The sequence below is a fragment of the Bacillus piscicola genome, assembly GCF_022458745.1.
In the GTDB taxonomy this organism is placed as follows: domain Bacteria; phylum Bacillota; class Bacilli; order Bacillales; family Marinococcaceae; genus Alteribacillus_A; species Alteribacillus_A piscicola.
This window is the reverse complement of sequence record NZ_JAJJJF010000005.1, coordinates 122273-139484: the sequence shown is the minus strand read 5'-3', so window position 1 is coordinate 139484 and position 17212 is coordinate 122273. Positions and strand designations below refer to the sequence as shown.

The 17212-nt window shown below is 43.1% G+C and carries 16 protein-coding genes; 1 reads left to right on the top strand and 15 read right to left on the bottom strand.

The window, feature by feature from the left end; genetic code table 11:
* Positions 1 to 50 precede the first annotated feature (50 nt).
* From rpsU to gpr, 14 genes are all read right to left on the bottom strand, one after another.
* Positions 51 to 224, bottom strand: a complete 174-nt coding sequence (rpsU, locus tag LOR49_RS10535; protein WP_091587149.1) for a 30S ribosomal protein S21 — start codon at positions 222 to 224, stop codon at positions 51 to 53.
* A gap of 140 nt (positions 225 to 364) precedes the next feature.
* A complete protein-coding gene (gene deoC / locus LOR49_RS10530) occupies positions 365 to 1015 on the bottom strand; it encodes a deoxyribose-phosphate aldolase (protein WP_240376587.1) in 651 nt (216 codons plus the stop codon).
* A gap of 17 nt (positions 1016 to 1032) precedes the next feature.
* Positions 1033 to 2367 carry a tRNA (N(6)-L-threonylcarbamoyladenosine(37)-C(2))-methylthiotransferase MtaB gene (gene mtaB / locus LOR49_RS10525; RefSeq protein ID WP_240376586.1) on the bottom strand — a complete coding sequence of 445 codons (1335 nt, stop codon included), beginning with the start codon at positions 2365 to 2367 and terminating at the stop codon, positions 1033 to 1035.
* 6 nt (positions 2368 to 2373) lie between these two features.
* Positions 2374 to 3117 (bottom strand): RsmE family RNA methyltransferase, encoded by a 744-nt coding sequence (locus LOR49_RS10520; protein ID WP_240376585.1) that lies wholly within the window; start codon positions 3115 to 3117, stop codon positions 2374 to 2376.
* A 16-nt stretch (positions 3118 to 3133) separates the two neighbouring features.
* Positions 3134 to 4075 (bottom strand): 50S ribosomal protein L11 methyltransferase, encoded by a 942-nt coding sequence (gene prmA, locus LOR49_RS10515; RefSeq protein WP_240376584.1) that lies wholly within the window; start codon positions 4073 to 4075, stop codon positions 3134 to 3136.
* A gap of 45 nt (positions 4076 to 4120) precedes the next feature.
* Positions 4121 to 5233: a molecular chaperone DnaJ gene (gene dnaJ, locus LOR49_RS10510; RefSeq protein ID WP_240376582.1), complete on the bottom strand. Its 1113-nt coding sequence runs from the start codon at positions 5231 to 5233 to the stop codon at positions 4121 to 4123.
* 602 nt (positions 5234 to 5835) lie between these two features.
* Positions 5836 to 7683 (bottom strand): molecular chaperone DnaK, encoded by a 1848-nt coding sequence (dnaK, locus tag LOR49_RS10505; protein WP_240376580.1) that lies wholly within the window; start codon positions 7681 to 7683, stop codon positions 5836 to 5838.
* Between the two features lie 34 nt (positions 7684 to 7717).
* Positions 7718 to 8332, bottom strand: a complete 615-nt coding sequence (gene grpE / locus LOR49_RS10500; protein ID WP_240376578.1) for a nucleotide exchange factor GrpE — start codon at positions 8330 to 8332, stop codon at positions 7718 to 7720.
* Positions 8333 to 8378: 46 nt separating this feature from the next.
* On the bottom strand, positions 8379 to 9416 hold the full coding sequence (gene hrcA, locus LOR49_RS10495; RefSeq protein WP_240376576.1) for a heat-inducible transcriptional repressor HrcA: 1038 nt from the start codon (positions 9414 to 9416) through the stop codon (positions 8379 to 8381).
* 139 nt (positions 9417 to 9555) lie between these two features.
* Complete coding sequence (hemW, locus tag LOR49_RS10490; protein ID WP_240376574.1) at positions 9556 to 10701, bottom strand: radical SAM family heme chaperone HemW; 1146 nt, start codon at positions 10699 to 10701, stop codon at positions 9556 to 9558.
* Between the two features lie 44 nt (positions 10702 to 10745).
* Positions 10746 to 12572 (bottom strand): translation elongation factor 4, encoded by a 1827-nt coding sequence (gene lepA / locus LOR49_RS10485; protein WP_240376572.1) that lies wholly within the window; start codon positions 12570 to 12572, stop codon positions 10746 to 10748.
* Positions 12573 to 12762: 190 nt separating this feature from the next.
* Positions 12763 to 13029 (bottom strand): hypothetical protein, encoded by a 267-nt coding sequence (locus tag LOR49_RS10480; RefSeq protein WP_240376565.1) that lies wholly within the window; start codon positions 13027 to 13029, stop codon positions 12763 to 12765.
* Positions 13026 to 14186 carry a stage II sporulation protein P gene (gene spoIIP, locus LOR49_RS10475; protein ID WP_240376563.1) on the bottom strand — a complete coding sequence of 387 codons (1161 nt, stop codon included), beginning with the start codon at positions 14184 to 14186 and terminating at the stop codon, positions 13026 to 13028. The genes LOR49_RS10480 and spoIIP overlap by 4 nt, the downstream gene beginning before the upstream one ends.
* Positions 14187 to 14281: 95 nt before the next feature.
* Positions 14282 to 15397, bottom strand: a complete 1116-nt coding sequence (gene gpr, locus LOR49_RS10470) for a GPR endopeptidase (protein WP_240376561.1) — start codon at positions 15395 to 15397, stop codon at positions 14282 to 14284.
* A 154-nt stretch (positions 15398 to 15551) separates the two neighbouring features.
* Here gpr and rpsT point away from each other — a divergent pair, with 154 nt between their 5' ends.
* Positions 15552 to 15818, top strand: coding sequence for a 30S ribosomal protein S20 (rpsT, locus tag LOR49_RS10465; protein ID WP_240376560.1), 267 nt, complete (start codon positions 15552 to 15554; stop codon positions 15816 to 15818).
* 32 nt (positions 15819 to 15850) lie between these two features.
* On the opposite strand, the gene holA is transcribed toward rpsT, so the two are convergent.
* Positions 15851 to 16876 carry a DNA polymerase III subunit delta gene (gene holA / locus LOR49_RS10460; protein ID WP_240376554.1) on the bottom strand — a complete coding sequence of 342 codons (1026 nt, stop codon included), beginning with the start codon at positions 16874 to 16876 and terminating at the stop codon, positions 15851 to 15853.
* Positions 16877 to 17212: the final 336 nt, after the last annotated feature.

The following is a 17212-nucleotide window of genomic DNA, read 5'->3' as shown; positions in this document are numbered from 1 at the left end:
TTAAAACTTAATGGAGGGAATCCCATTCCGGTCTAATTTATTACCCTCTCTTAGAACTTACGTTTTCTAGCCGCTTCCGATTTCTTCTTGCGTTTCACACTCGGCTTTTCATAATGCTTCCGTTTACGAACTTCTGCCATTGTCCCTTCTTTTGAAAGTGAACGTTTGAAACGACGAAGAGCAGCGTCAATATTTTCGTTTTTACGAACACGGGTCTCAGCCATAATGATTCCCTCCCTCCGAACAACCAGTGCAACCAATATGCATGAAAACATATCAGCCATTATCAAAAATTATAAAACAAGATCAGATGAATTGCAACAAAACATTTCTTTTTTTATGAGAAAACGCCGCATGCAAAGCCCTAAATCTCCGTACAGATAGCCACACCAGAACTCGTTCCAATACGATCGGCACCTGCTCTTCTCATAGCAAGTGCAGTCTCTTTGTCACGAATTCCACCGCTTGCTTTCACTTTCATTTTTGTGCCGACGATCTCCTTCATGAGTACGATATCTTTCACAATCGCACCTCCGCCGGCAAATCCGGTTGATGTCTTTACAAAATCAGCGCCTGCTTCCATGGCAAGACGGCATGCGGTTTCTATTTCTTGGCGGTTCAATAAAACCGTTTCTATAATGACCTTCACCAGTGCATGGTCAGCCGCTGCATCAACGACTGCTTGTATGTCCGCCTTCACCTCATACTCGCGACCGCTCTTCAAAGCACCGATGTTGATCACCATATCTATTTCTGAAGAGCCTTCTTCAATCACTTTTTTTGTTTCGCATGCTTTGACTTCCGGTAAGGTGGCACCTAATGGAAATCCAATAACGGTACACACTTTCACACCGGTACCTTTCAATACGCTGTACGCAACCGGCACCATACTCGGGTTAACACAAACGGAAGCAAATTGAAACTCATATGCCTCCTGCGCAAGTTGGATAACTTGTTCCATTGTCGCCTCAGGCTTTAAGAGCGTGTGATCAATTATACGTGCTAATTCATTCATCTCTCTCGCACCCGCCTTTACGCCATAATCACGTCTTCATTTTCATCAGCAATTCTTTCAAAGCGACCTTCGTTATATGGATACCCTGCTTTGTTAATGTTCACTTTAACAATCTTTCCGATCAAATCTTCTGTACCTGGGAATTGCACCCTCATGTAATTCGACGTATAACCGGAGAGCAAACCATTTTCGCTGCCTTTTTCCTCGGGAATGACATCCAACGTTACACCTTCATAGCGTGATGCATATTCCTTGGCAAGTTGATCCGAAAGCTCAATAAGGCGACGCACACGATTATGCTTCACTTCATCTTCCACTTGATCCGTCATCCGAGCCGCAGGAGTGCCGGTTCGTTTTGAGTAAGGAAACACATGAAGCTCAGAAAATTTGTGTTCCGCAATAAACTTGTACGTCTCCAGAAATTCCTCTTCGGTTTCACCAGGAAAACCAACAATCACATCGGAGGTGACTGCTAAACCAGGAAGAGCCTTTTTTAACTTCTCGAGTCTCTGAGCGTAAAATTCGGTTGTATACTTTCTTCTCATTCTCTTCAACACTGTATTAGATCCTGATTGGAGAGGGATGTGCAAGTGATTGACAATTTTTTTCGAACGACCAATGACGTCAATTACCTCATCGGTGATCTGACTGGCTTCAATGGAAGATATCCGCAGTCGTTTCAACCCTTCCACTTTCTCTAGATCGAGCAGCAAATCCGGCAAGCTGTAATCTTTCATATCTTCGCCGTATCCACCGGTATGAATGCCGGTTAACACTATCTCTTTGTAACCCGCAGAGACGAGTTGTTTCGCTTGTGCCAGTACATCCTCCGGTTTCCGGGAACGCAGCAACCCCCGTGCCCAGGGGATAATACAAAATGTACAGAAATTATTGCAGCCTTCTTGTATTTTTAACGATGCGCGTGTCCGGTCTGTGAATGCGGGTACATCGAGCTCTTCATATACTCGCGTCTTCATAATGTTGCCGACCCCGTTTATCGGCTGTCGTTCTTTTTGAAACTCTTCAATATAACCGATCATTTTTGCACGATCCTGTGTACCAACTACAATGTCCACGCCAGGAATATCCATGATTTCTGCAGGAGAGGTTTGCGCATAGCAGCCAGTGACACAAATGACAGCATCTGGGTTTTTCCGGACTGCTCTGCGAATGACTTGTCGGCTTTTTTTGTCACCCGTGTTAGTAACGGTACACGTATTAATCACATAGACATCTGCGCTTTTTTCAAAATCTGTCTTCTCATAACCTTCTTTTTTGAAAAGCTGCCAAATTGCTTCGGTCTCATAATGGTTGACTTTACAGCCTAGCGTATGGAAGGCAACAGTGGCCATTTTGTTTCACCTCGATAACTCATAATAATAAGAAAGTACCGCCAACAAATAAACCGATGCTGACTCACTTCGTAAAATTCGCGGGCCTAAACTGACAGGCATGACATTCTCTCGTGCCAAAAAATCTATTTCTCTTTCACTAATACCGCCTTCCGGTCCGATAACAGCTAAAAGAGCAGACGGTTCAGCCTGTAATAACGATGCCAGATCCCCATGTTGTTTGCTGCGCGCTTTTTCTTCATGGAGAACGATTGTAGTTTCCATTGCACTTCCTTGTATTAATTCTTCTACACTTGCAAACCAGTGTATTTCAGGGATAAAAAGCCGTTCTGATTGTTCAGCTGCTTCTTTAGCAATTTTTCGAAGCCGCTCTATCTTTTTAAGGCTTTTTTCCCTTCCCCATTTTACCACAGATCGATCAGCCTCAAAGAGATGAAAAGCAGAAACACCGAACTCTGTTCCCTTTTGGATGACAAAGTCCATTTTGTCTCCTTTCACCAAGGCCTGGCCAATGACAGTCCGAACTGGTAATTCAGGGTTATCGTCCCATTCCTTGACAATAGCTGCGTGAATAAATGATGAACCAATTTCGTCAATTCGACATAATGCCTGTCGGCCCTTGTTATTCAAGCAGACAATCTTATCGCCGGTTTTCATCCTCATTACTTTCGCCGCGTGCTTCACATCATCACCTGCTAGTGTGACAGTTGAATCAGTCATCTGCTCAGGCTTCACGAAATATCGCTGCATGGAGTGCCACCTCTGATCACGACTTCTTTTTCGCTGCAAATGCAACCCAATCTTCGTTCTCCGTTCTCTCGACTACGTGAAAACCAGATTGTTCCAATACATTCCTAACGTCATCCGCTTTGCGGGAAATAATTCCCGACGTAATAAATTTACCCCCCGGCCGCAACACGCGAAAGGCGTCATCTGCTAATCTCATGATAATCTCAGCAAGAATATTAGCTACGACTACGTCAGCCTGCATATCGGTATAATGTAGTAAATCACTTTGTTTCACTTGGACCTGTTTGTCCGTGTCATTTAATAAAGCATTCTCGCGGGCAACCCTTACTGCCGTCTCGTCAACGTCGATCGCCGTAATGGAGCCAGCCCCAAGTTTCGCTGCTGCAATGGATAATATTCCAGAACCAGTTCCTACATCGATAACTGATTCTCCGCCTTTCAGCAGTTTTTCTAGCATCTGCAGACAGAGTGTAGTTGTTGGATGCGTACCTGTACCGAAAGCCATTCCCGGATCAAGTTTAATAATTTTTTCGTCACGGGATAAAGGCTCGTAATGTTCCCAGCTCGGCGTGATAGTCAACTGCTCCGTAATACGTACCGGTTTGTAATACTTTTTCCAAGCGTCAGCCCATTCTTCTTCACGGATCGTTTGGAGATTAACTTCATTAGCTCCAAGATTGATGTCATATTGCCGAAGATTGTTTATCGATTCTTCTATCCCGCGAACGTTGTTTTCTGTGAACGTTTCTTCCGGATAGTACGCTTTTATGATGACACCTTCTTTTGGATAGTCGGCAGGGGACAATTCAATAATTTCATCTTCAGCTGCCGGCCAATCTTTCTCGAGGTCTTGGGAATCAACAATGACTACGCCACTTGCCCCTGATTCATGGAGAATATTTGAAACAGGTTCTGCTGCTTCGTGGGTCGTATGAACGCTAAATTCTATCCAATTCACTTTTATACCAGCCCCGTTGTTATCAATATATATCCAAAGATAAGCTTAATCGCCTTTAAAGGCACGCTTTACTTTTTCAAAAAAATTCTGGTGTTGTTCATCTACTTGATGATCTCCGCTTCGTTCGGAGAACTCGCGAAGCAGCTCTTTTTGGCGTTCATCAAGCTTTTTCGGCGTGATGACACGTACGACGATATGTTGATCACCTTGTCCGCGCCCGTGAACATTCGCTATTCCTTTCCCACGCAAGCGAAAGCTCGTACCGGTCTGTGTACCTGCTGGTATTTTTAATTTAACTTTTCCCCGCAAGGTTGGGACTTCTATCTCGTCTCCCAGTGCTGCTTGCGCAAAAGAGATAGGCATTTCACAACGTACGTCGTCTCCGTCACGTTCAAAGAACTCATGAGGCTGCACGTGGAACACGACATAAAGGTCACCGTGCGGACCACCATTCGCGCCTGGTTCTCCTTGTCCCGCCACGCGGATCTGCTGCCCTTGATCAACCCCGGCAGGTACATGAATATTAATCTTTTTGTTCTTGTTAACTTTTCCCTTGCCTCCACAAGTTCGGCATTTTTCTTTAATGAACTTCCCAGATCCTTGACACTTGTCACAAACTCGTCTATTAACGACTCGGCCGAATGGGGTGGTCTGTTCAATATTAAGCTGCCCAGAGCCGCCGCACTTGGAACAAGTTTCCGGCTTCGTTCCCGGTTTCGCTCCTGATCCATCACACGTTTCACATGTTTCTTCACGCGGTATTTCAATTTCTGTATCTTTCCCAAAGGCTGCTTCTTTAAATGAAAGTGACATGGTGTACTGCAGATCAGCACCTTGGCGGGGCGCATTAGGATCGCGACGTCCACCACCAAAAAACATATCAAAAATGTCCCCAAAACCGCCGAAATCTCCGGCACCTGCGCCGCCGAAACCTTGATTCGGGTCAGCATGCCCAAAACGATCATAATTTGATTTTTTCTGGGGATCACTAAGCGTATCATAAGCTTCCTTTACTTCCTTAAACTTCTCCTCCGCATCGTCTGCCTTATTAACATCAGGATGATATTTACGAGCAAGTTTTCGGTAAGCTTTTTTTATTTCATCTACTGATGCATTTTCATCTACACCCAGTATTTCATAATAATCACGTTTGCTCATCGTTTCTCACTCCCGTTCCCTAGTCCATAACGATAATCTTACCATTTATCATAAAAGCTCTTCAACTCAACCCATCTGCAAGTATGCGTCAAGTTTTTCTCTAGATGGTTATGAGAACAATACTTTCAACACTTTGTTTTTACACATCTACAACCAACTTCCAATCGCTCTGGGCGGACGCTTTCCGCTGGCAACGCTTCAGCTTCCTCGGGCCTGCAGGACGCAGGTCATGCAACCGTTGCGATAGACGCTCGCGAACTTAGGTTGCCTCCCTTTCACCGCTCACTGCGGGATCTTACTTCCGCAGGATGCGGTGGCTTCTGCGTTGCACACAGGACGTGTGCGGTCTTAGCAGAAGTTCCTTTATGCTTTTCCCGCTGGAGTCGCCGCCCGACGCTCTTTTCAGTCCACAACTATCAGGTTTCTTTTGAAGTTATCGAGGAATATTTTACACATACCATCTGCAACCAACTTCTTATCGCAAACAAGCAAAAAAAGGGGCGCCCGGAATGAAGCTCAGCTTTATCTTCCTTCTGGGGCAGCCCCTCTTATCATGCTATTCTATTCGTACCATTTAAAACTGCTGGAAAATAGAGGCACTATTACTTATCTTTTTTGTCGTCATCATCCACTTCTTCATAGTCGGCGTCAACGACATCATCCGCTGTATCGCCGCCGCTTTCCGTTTGCCCATCTTGTCCTTGAGCAGCTTGTGCCTGCTGGGCTGCCTGCTCATACAATTTTGTAGAAAGTTGCTGAACGACTTCCTGCAGTTCATCTTTTGCAGCTCTAATAGCTTCAACATCTTCGCCTTGAAGCGCTTCTTTTACTTTCTCTTTCGCTTGTTCGGCCTTATCTTTTTCTGCCTGCTCCACGTTATCTCCTAGATCACTCAATGTCTTTTCGGTGGTGAAGACTAGTTGATCCGCTTCGTTGCGTACCTCAACGGCTTCTTTTCGTTTTTTATCTTCTTCCGCGTGAGCTTCTGCATCTTTCACCATTTGATCTACTTCCTCATCAGAAAGCCCTGAGGAAGAGGTGATGGTGATAGACTGCTCTTTGTTTGTGCCAAGGTCTTTGGCACGAACATTCACGATGCCGTTTGCATCAATGTCAAATGTCACTTCAATTTGCGGAACTCCGCGCGGTGCTGGAGGAATATCTGTTAGCTGGAAGCGGCCAAGTGTTTTATTATCGGCGGCCATCTCACGTTCTCCCTGCAAGACATGAATGTCTACAGAAGGCTGATTATCTGCAGCCGTTGAGAATACTTGAGATTTGCTTGTTGGAATAGTCGTGTTCCGATCAATCAACTTAGTTGCAACTCCACCCATTGTTTCAATCCCAAGGGATAGCGGAGTAACATCCAAGAGAACAACGTCTTTCACGTCACCGGAAAGCACACCAGCTTGAACAGCAGCACCCAATGCTACTACTTCGTCCGGGTTAACCCCTTTGTGCGGATCTTTGCCCGTGATTTTCTTGATTTCTTCTTGGACTGCCGGTATCCGTGTTGAACCGCCGACTAAAATAACTTTATCAATTTCTGATGCATTCATACCAGCATCTTTTAGTGCTTGTCGTGTTGGTCCCATTGTTTTCTCTACTAAGTGGGCGGACAATTCCTCAAACTTAGCACGTGTCAATGTCAATTCCAAGTGTTTAGGACCCGTCGCATCCGCAGTGATAAACGGCAGCGAAATCTGCGCTTGTGTCACACCCGAAAGATCTTTTTTTGCTTTTTCCGCAGCATCTTTTAAGCGCTGCAACGCCATCTTGTCTTGAGAGAGATCAATCCCGTTCTCCTTCTTAAATTCTGCAACAAGATGATCGATGATAACCTGGTCAAAGTCATCTCCGCCTAATTCATTATCGCCGGAAGTGGATTTAACCTCAAAAAACCCATCCCCAAGTTCGAGGATAGACACATCAAACGTTCCACCGCCAAGATCATAAACGAGGATCGTCTGGTCTTCTTCTTTTTCCATCCCGTAAGCAAGAGCTGCAGCCGTCGGTTCGTTGACGATCCGGTCTACTTCCAGCCCTGCGATCTTCCCCGCGTCTTTTGTTGCTTGGCGCTGCGAGTCATTGAAATAAGCCGGTACCGTAATAACGGCTTTCGTTACGGTTTCACCTAAGTAGCTTTCCGCATCGCTTTTAAGCTTCTGCAAGATAATAGCGGAGATCTCTTGCGGCGTATATTCTTTTCCTTCTGCTTCTACTTTATGGTCTGTTCCCATGTAGCGTTTAATAGATTGAATCGTATTTGGATTCGTGATTGCTTGACGCTTTGCAACCTCACCTACTTGACGCTCTCCATCTTTGAAAGCCACAACAGAAGGGGTTGTACGGTTACCTTCCGGATTCGGAATGACTACCGCTTCCCCACCTTCCATAACTGCCACACAGGAGTTTGTTGTACCAAGGTCAATACCAATTACTCTGCTCATTGTCTTGTCAGCCTCCTCAAATCAACGTATGTAGCTAGGCATTTACTTTTACCATAGCTGGTCTGATTACTTTGTCCTTTAGTTTATAGCCTGTTTGCATTTCTTCTACGACCATACCCGAGTCAAACCCTTCTTCCTCCACTTGCATAACAGCTTGATGAAGATGAGGATCAAAGGTTTCACCTTGAGCAGCAATCACGTCAACGCCTTCTTGCTGCAAAGCGCTGTAAAGTTGTGAATACACCATATTAACTCCTTCAAGTAACGAAGATGCTTCTTCACTCTCCGGTTTGAAGTTTATAGCTCGCTCAAAGTTATCAAGAACAGGAAGTAAGGCTTCCACTAAATTCTGAGCTCTGTACTTAGCTGCTTTTTCCTGTTCTTCCCGATGTCGACGGCGGATATTTTCGAGGTCAGCCTGAGCGCGCAACGCTCGGCTTTTCCATTCTTCATTTTCCTGTTTAAGTGCTTCTATTTGTTTAACTTGTTCTGAAATGTCTTCCGTTCCCTGAGTCGCGTCCTCTGCCTTCTCACTAACATTCTCCTGATCGGAAGAATCGTTATTCAGATGCTGCTCATCAGGGTCTAAATTTCCATCTACTTCAGAAGCATTCTCTTGATTGATGTTTTCTTCTTTTGTTTCTTTCACTTTGTTCACCTCCCGATTGTATCCTATCCAAGGTTACATAATAGCACTAAGAACCTTTTATATACAAGTTTGTTAATGCTTCAGATAATCCATTTGATAAATGTTCAATAATTCCAATCACACGCCGGTATTCCATTCTCGTCGGGCCGACAATTCCTATCGTTCCGACCGGCTTACCGTTAAATGAATAGGATGCCGAAATGATACTGCAATCCACAAACGCTTCGTTTGTATTTTCCTGTCCAATTCGAATCATCAAACCGTCCTGTTCTGGCTTTAATAACTTATGGACAGTATGGTCTTCTTCCAGTAATTCAAAAATAGTCCGGACTTTCTCAATGTCTTTAAATTCAGGTTGGAAAAGCAAGTTTGACTTTCCACCGTAAAATACTTTTTCTTGGTTACTATTTTGCAAAAGTGCTTCTTCGGTGAAATATAGTGCATCCTGATAGCTCTTGACGTGTCTTTTTAACAATCCCGCTACTTCTTTCTCCATCTTTTCTTGCAGGTGAAAAAGAGCCTCACCTTCTAATTTTTCATTTAGAATGTTGGTGATCTTTTCAATATCACTGCTGTCCAAAGAATCTGGCAATGTAACCGTGTGATTCTCAACGTGCCCTGTGTCCGTAACAAGTATGGCTACCGCAGTGTGTACATTCAACGGTATAATTTGAACTTGTTTGAGCTTCGATTCAAAAATTTCCGGACCAAGGACGATAGAAGCGTAACTTGTCAACTCAGACAATATCGTAGCAGACTGTTTCACCACTTGCTCTACTTGGCTTACATCTTTCAAAAACAAAGTCTCCATATTTTCAATTTCTTTTTTTGAAAGTCGATGAGGCAATAGTAAATGATCGACATAATGGCGGTATCCTTTCTCTGAAGGAATTCTTCCTGCCGAACTATGTGGTTTTTCGAGAAATCCCATTTCCTCTAAGTCTGCCATGTCATTCCGAATGGTGGCCGGGCTGTAATGAATGTCCTTGCGTTTCGAGATACTGCGCGAGCCAACTGGTTCTGCAGAATGGATATAACCGTCAATAATAGCTTGTAAAATATATAACTGGCGGTCGGTAAGCATATATTGATCACCTCTGTTAGCACTCAGATCTAACGAGTGCTAAATCTACTGTAAAGTTATCAAACAGCAGAAAATTTGTCAATCTATTGGCATGCATAACGCTCCGCAATACGCAAGATAAGCAACAATGGTTAAACCGTCACAATAAGAACTTGGCAAATACCTCGTTCCCCAGCAGTTTCCCTTTTTCTGTTAAGTGAATCGACTGTTCGGTTTCTGCCAGAAGTCCGCTGTTCAGAAGCTCTGGTATCACACTGCCAAACACATCAAAGCAAGAACGACCGTATTTCCTTCGAAATCTCTCTTTATCCACTCCTGCTTTCATTCGGAGCCCCATAAACATTTCTTCTTCCATCTTCTCTGTAACGGGGACCTGATGCTTTTCACGGGCAGGATTTCGCTCTTCATTCACCGCTTTTATATAGTGGGGGACCGGCCCAACATTAGCATAGCGGATACTGTTTATATAGCCGTGTGCTCCTGCCCCGAAACCGTAATATTCATCATTTTTCCAATAGGTCTTGTTATGCCTGCTTTCGTAACCGGGACGGGCAAAATTACTGATCTCATAAGCAGTATAACCAGCTTTAGTTAATTCATGGTCCAATGTTTCATACATATCTGCTTCTAAATCCTCAGACAGCGGCTGAAGCTCACCGCGTTGGTACCAGTTGTAGAATCTGGTTTTCTTTTCTATTTTCAGTGAGTAAGCAGAAAAGTGAGGGATGTGAAGAGAAAGTGCTTTTGCAATCGTTTCTTTCCAGACAGAGAGAGTCTGGCCTGGAAGACCGAACATTAAATCCAGGGAGATATTATCAAAACCAACTGACTTCGCAAGTTCAACGGTCTGGACCGCCTCATCACTCGAATGAGCTCTGCCGATTTTTTTAAGTAGTTCATTATCAAAGCTTTGCACCCCGATGCTTAACCGGTTTACACCTGCTCGTTTCATTATTTGGAATTTCTCCCTATCAGCTTCCCCTGGATTAACCTCTACTGTGAATTCCAGCTCCTTCGTTGTATCAAGCGGCGCAAACTCCTTAATGCTCGACACGACTCTTTCAAGCTGTTCCACATTTAATGCGGTCGGTGTCCCGCCACCTATATACACGGAGTGGATAGGCGAGGGATCAGCCTCATTTGAAAACGCATCAGCTATTTCACGGCGAAGGGCTTCTATATAGTCATCAACAGGCTGATCTTTAATAAACACCTTGTTAAAATCACAGTAATAACAAATGTGGGTACAAAAAGGGATGTGTACGTAGATAGCTTCTGCTGCCATGTTCAGTCCCTCCTTTCAATCAATCTTCCATGTTGTTCGTCCAGTTACTTGTTGTCATCCATGCGCAGCACGGACATAAATGCTTCTTGAGGGACCTCCACTTTCCCCACACTTTTCATCCGGCGTTTTCCTTCTTTTTGTTTTTCTAACAACTTTCTTTTTCTCGAAATATCTCCTCCGTAACATTTTGAAAGCACGTTTTTCCGCATTGCTTTAATCGTTGAGCGTGCAATGATTTTTTGCCCGATACTTGCTTGGACAGGCACCTCAAACTGCTGTCTTGGGATTAGATCTTTTAATTTCTCAACGATTGTCTTGCCTCGTTCAAAAGCGGAATCACGGTGGACGATAATCGAAAGGGCATCTACTTTTTCTCCGTTTAACAAAATATCCATCTTTACAAGCCGGGATTCTTTAAAGCCGATAAGCTCATAGTCAAAGGACGCATATCCTTTTGTGTTTGATTTTAATTGATCAAAAAAGTCATAGACAATTTCCGTAAGTGGCAGATCGTATATAATATTGACACGGTTCTCATCCATATATTTCATATCGATAAATTGACCGCGCTTTTTCTGGCACAGTTCCATCACCGCTCCAACATAATCATTTGGAACCATCACAGTTGCTTTTACAAAAGGCTCTTCTACTGTTTCAATTTTTTGTTGTTCCGGCATGTTGGATGGATTGTCAATCTCCACAACTTCACCGTCTGTCATATAGACATGATAAATAACACTTGGAGCTGTTGTGATTAATTCAATATTATACTCTCGTTCAATTCTTTCTTGGACGATTTCCATATGCAATAAACCAAGAAATCCACACCTAAAACCAAACCCTAGTGCTTGCGAAGTTTCCGCTTCATATTGAAGAGAACTGTCATTTAACTCCAAACGTTCCAACGCGTCCCGCAATGCATTGTAATCATTGGCATCAACCGGATAAAGACCGCAGAAAACCATTGGATTCATCCGCTTGTACCCAGGGAGGGGATCGTTCGCCGAATTTTTGGCGTGCGTAATCGTATCCCCTACTTGAGTATCACTTACCGTTTTAATGGAAGCCGTTAAAAAGCCAACGTCTCCAACAGTCAACTCGTCACAAACAACAGGTTTCGGTGTAAAGACCCCAACCTCAGAGACTTCAAATTCTTTCCCTGTTGCCATCATTTTAATCTTTTGTCCGGCTTTCACGGTCCCCTCTTTCACCCGTATATACGCCACAACCCCACGATATGTATCATAGAGGGAATCAAAAATAAGGGCCTGCAGAGGAGCAGCAGGATCACCAGCAGGGGCCGGCACTTTTTCCACAATCTGTGCGAGTATTTCTTCAATGCCAATCCCATTTTTTGCTGAAGCAAGCACCGCATCTGACGCATCTAATCCAATAACATCTTCAATTTCCTGTTTTGCCCGTTCTGGATCAGCACTTGGCAAGTCGATTTTGTTAACGACCGGAATAATTTCCAATTCGTTGTCAAGGGCAAGGTAGACGTTGGCAAGCGTCTGTGCTTCTATCCCTTGAGCAGCATCAACAATTAACAGCGCACCTTCACAAGCAGCTAGACTTCGGGACACTTCATAGGAAAAATCAACATGTCCCGGCGTATCGATTAAATGAAAAATATACTCTTCTCCGTCTGTGTGTTTGTACTTCAATTGAACGGAATTCAGTTTAATTGTAATGCCCCGTTCCCTTTCCAGATCCATCGCGTCGAGCATTTGATCTTTCATTTCCCGTTTTGTTAACGTACTGGTTGCTTCCAGTAAACGATCCGCTAACGTTGATTTACCATGGTCAATATGGGCAATGATTGAAAAATTTCTTATCCTGCTTTGCCGTTCGTTTCTATCTTTATTATTCATAGAATTATCACTCCTGCAGCGCTCTTAAAATGATTGTATATGACGAACAAATCGTTGCAGGAAAGGACCCGCAACGATTATACCGTACTCTAACACTATTTTTCATTATAGCAACGGAATGCCCGTTCTTCAATGTTTACTATTTACCGTTTTCCAAGTGAACCATTATTACCTGCTTGTCGGAAGGTGCCTACTTGAAAAAATCGAGAGACTGGCCAATTTTTGAAAAAATATTCTCGGTTTGCGTTTCTTTTAGCCTTTTTTGTCTTTCTAATAAATCTATCTTTAAGTTGCTTTCTTGTTCAGTTTCTTTCACCTCCTGGTCTACATCTTTCACTTGTTCTGCAACACGCAGGGTCGTGGTGTCCAGCAAGGTGCTTTGTGCTTGTTGATAGCCTGTCATCAGCCCGCTTAAAAATAAAACCGCCGCACTTAGTAACATAACAATGCCCCTCATTCTTTTTCATCCCCTTTCACTGGTTCCGCTTTTCCTTCCCAATAATATTCACTAATTACTTCCGCCATAATATCTGCTGTCCTGTACACTTCCTCCAGCGTATTATCCTTTCCGCCCATTTCAATAAGGATCGATTTCTCCGAAAGATCTTGATTATAGCGACCGTTGGATCCTGCGCCTCCTTTTGTAATGACCCCGCGGCTTAAGCCGGGGTATTTATCATCTAGCTTTTGATTGATTTCCTTTGCCATTGCCAGGTTTTTTTCAAAATGAGGATTATTTTCACCGATTACAAACATCGTTCTTGCCATTGTTTCATTGTTAATCGTGACTGTTGTTATTTCTCGGGGCTGGGAATCTCGATGAATATCAAAAAACATTTCCAATTTATCGTTATTAGAGATGGCACTCTGAATCACTTCACGGGACATATCATACGATGCAGGAAATTTCTTTCCGGCTTCGTGCAATTTTTTCTCAATGTCTGTTTTATCAACATCTGTACCAATTCCGTATTCCTTTAATTTCTTTCCTAACCGGTCGCCCACTAATGTGACATTCACATCTGGATGAAAAGCTACATCTGTTGATTCCAGCTCTGGCAGGTAAGATTCACGACTGTGCGTGGAAATGATGTGGGCTACCGCACCATCTGTGGATGTTTCCCCTTCACTTTTATCGTCGTCTGCGATTTCCAACCGTTTTGTCGTCGCTTTCCTTTCCTCTAGCAGTACCTCTAAAGGGGGAGCTGATTCAATCGGCATCGTGGTAAAGTCCGTGCCGTCTCCGGCAACGATAATTCGGCCGTCAAATGTCGCAAATCCCGGGAGCTCACTGCGGAACAGCGTACGCGGATCCTGAACATTAAACCTTGTAACAAATTCAAACAACATACTGGATATATTCGGTTTGGGAACCTCCACCGAAGTTTGAAAATACCTGTTTTCATAAGTGAAAAAAGCAGCCAGCAATTCCTTCTGTACGTTCGTACTCCACGAATGCAGCTGTCTGGAGGAAAAATAATGATCTTGCTGGACAGACGTTATAACAGTTATAAAAAACATAATAAATAAATACCCGGTTAAACCGGCTAGGATGATTTTCTTCAAGCTTGTCCGCTTTTGTCCTGACATTTGTTTTCTTTTTTTGTGTGGCATCTTTTCCTCCTCCTCACTCTCTACTCTATGAGAAAAAACTAATAGATTAGAACTGAGGAAAAGAAAAAACAGCTCGGTTTTTACACCAAGCTGTTTTATTTCGTATAAGTGCCGGTACTGTGCTGAGATATACTGTCATGGAGGGCTGCATTTAGTCCTTCTGCAATGACATTTGCCATGTCGCTCATAAAAACATCTACTTCCTTTGGAGTGACCATTAAATTGTGCCCCATTGGAGCAAGTACCTCTTTTATGAGTTGCCTTTTATCATATTCTTCAAGTTCCCCGACCATACCGAGCATTGCTTTGCGTTGTTCTTTCACAGGCAGGTCTTCTTCCGTTAGTTTCGTTTTCTCACCAAACACCATACCAGCAGGAGTTAGGGCCTTTCTAGCAGAATCTTTCGTCTTCATTTCTTTGCCCAGATGTTTTAATATAAAGTCAATCGTATCACTCGTAATAGAAACAGCGTCTACTACAGTCGGAATCCCGATGGCAATAACAGGAACTCCCAACGTTTCTTCACTTAATTCTTTACGTTTATTGCCTACACCCGAACCAGGATGAATCCCAGTATTGGATATTTGAATCGTAGTGTTGACCCTCTCTACTGACCTTGACGCGAGCGCATCAATTGCAATGACAAAATCAGGCTTTGTTTTATCGACTACAGCAGAGATTGTATCCCCTGTTTCAAAACCCGTCATCCCCATAACCCCGGGAGAAAAAGCACTTACCGGACGAAATCCTTTATCTACTTGTTCCGGTGCTTCTTCGAATAAATGTCTTGTAATAACCAATTTATCAACAACCATCGGCCCGAGTGCATCCGGGGTCACATTCCAGTTGCCAAGCCCCGTAATTAAACAAGATGCTTGTTCCCCTATCCCGATTTGTTTCAAAAAAGCGGCAAACTCGGAAGCAAAAACTTTTTCTACCACTTGTTGGAGCTCTGTGTCCTGCCTTCTTATTCCCTGTGCCTCAAAAGTAATATACTCTCCTGGTTTTTTACCAGTCTTTTCTGCCCCATTTTTATCTATCTTTACTTTTGTTATCTTGACACCATCTGCTTCTTTTTCTTGAACAATAATTCCCTTTCTACCTTCGCTTCTCTGGGTTGATTCCGTCTCTTTCTCATCAAGAAGCTCTTTTTCTTCAATGGCTAAATCCGTTCTAACAGCAAACGCGGAAAGGTCAAGATTTTCCTTCATAGCAGCACCTGCTTTCTCTAAAGAAACTCGCTTTTAATCTTATTATGAGAAATCTTTTACGTTTTATTCTCCTGTTGCGCAACTTCCTGTTTTTTGATAGAATCCTCTTGTGATCCAATTCGTTTACATGGACGGATTGAAGGAGGTGACCGATGTGGCTAATATTAAATCTGCAAAAAAGCGTGTACTTACAAATGAGACGAAGCGCGTTAAACAACAAGCGTTCAAGACATCTATGCGTTCCGCTATCAAGGAGTTTTACAAAAAGGCAGACAGCAGCAATGTGGAAGAAGCAAAACAGCTTTTTATCCTTGCGGAGAAGAAACTTGATAAGGCAGCTGGCAAAAACATGATTCATAAAAACAATGCAGCTCGCCATATATCTAAAATGCAACAACGCTTAAACGAAATCGCGCAATAATAAAAAAACGACTCCCGCCGAGTCGTTTTTTATTATGTAACATGCATGAAGCGCGAAATGCTCATTTCAAGGCGCAGTGATTTTGCCATTTTACCGGTTTTGATTTCATAATCGGCATCAGCCAGTTCTATTAAGATCTCCTTCAGCTTTTGTTCGGTAAATAAAGGGGACTGGGCTTCAGCTATTTTCACTGCATAAGGATGCACTTTTAGCTGGGCCGCTATTTTCTGCCGAGAATATCCTTTTCGCTTCAATTGGGTAACGTGGAGAATCATCCGAAACTGCCTTGCTAATAAAGTTAAAATTTTGACCGGCTCCTCATTTTGTTTCAACAAGTCATAATACACGCGAAAAGCTTGCTCCGCACGGCCGCGCACTACATGATCAACCAAGTCAAAAATGTTATTCTCTAAATTCCTCGGAACAAGTTCATTTACCATACCTGCTGTAATTTCCCTTTCTTCTCCTGCATACAAAGACAATTTCTCGCTCTCAGATATGAGCCTGTTCATATCCTGTCCCGCTAACTGCATAAGCCTTTCCTTTGCGTCAACCGTGATATGCAATTGCCTCTCCGCATAAAACGCAGCCAGCCATTCTTGCATATCCCTGCCATTGAAAGGAAAAGCTTCTAAAACCGTGCCATGTTTTTTTAATGCCTTTACTATTTTTTTACGTTCATCTAATTTTTCATGGGGAACTGTAACGATCATCACGGTCTCTTGAAAAGGGTTGGCTATATATCTTTCAAAAAGAGGCAGATTATGCTCAATGTCATTCTTTTGCTTGACTGCCGTCAAAAAATAACAGTTCTTTACAAGGACTACCCTTTTTTCCCCAAAAAACGGAAGAGTCTCTCCCTCTGCTACCGCAACTTCAACTGGTGTCTCTTTCATATCAAAAATGGAATAATTAAAATCGAGTTCTTCAGGAGGTAAAGCTGCCGAAACGATTTTTTCCGTAATATCTTTAATGAAAAAATCTTCCGGACCATACAGCAAATATAACGGATCAATGGTTTTCTGCTGAATCTTCCTTGCAAGCTCTAAATAATTCATAATGTGGCACTCCGACCTGTAATTTTTTTATTCATCTTCATCGTAGCGAACAGCTTTCCTTTTTGCAATCCTGAAAGGGCAAAAGAGAAAAGGAAAGCACCGTTATAAAGGTGCTTTCCATTTATAATAAACGTTAATAAAAAGGCCTAGGAACCCTTTTCACTAACGGTGTTTGGCTTCTCTCTTTTATGTTATCCTATGTAGGTAATCCTTATAGGTGACAACTCTTGACAATATGGCTGGCTGTTTTTCCCTGTCTTCTTACAGTCATTTCTGGACATTTTTTTAGGGAAAGTGGATTTTTTAAAAAACTTGTCTTATACTAAAAGGGATGCT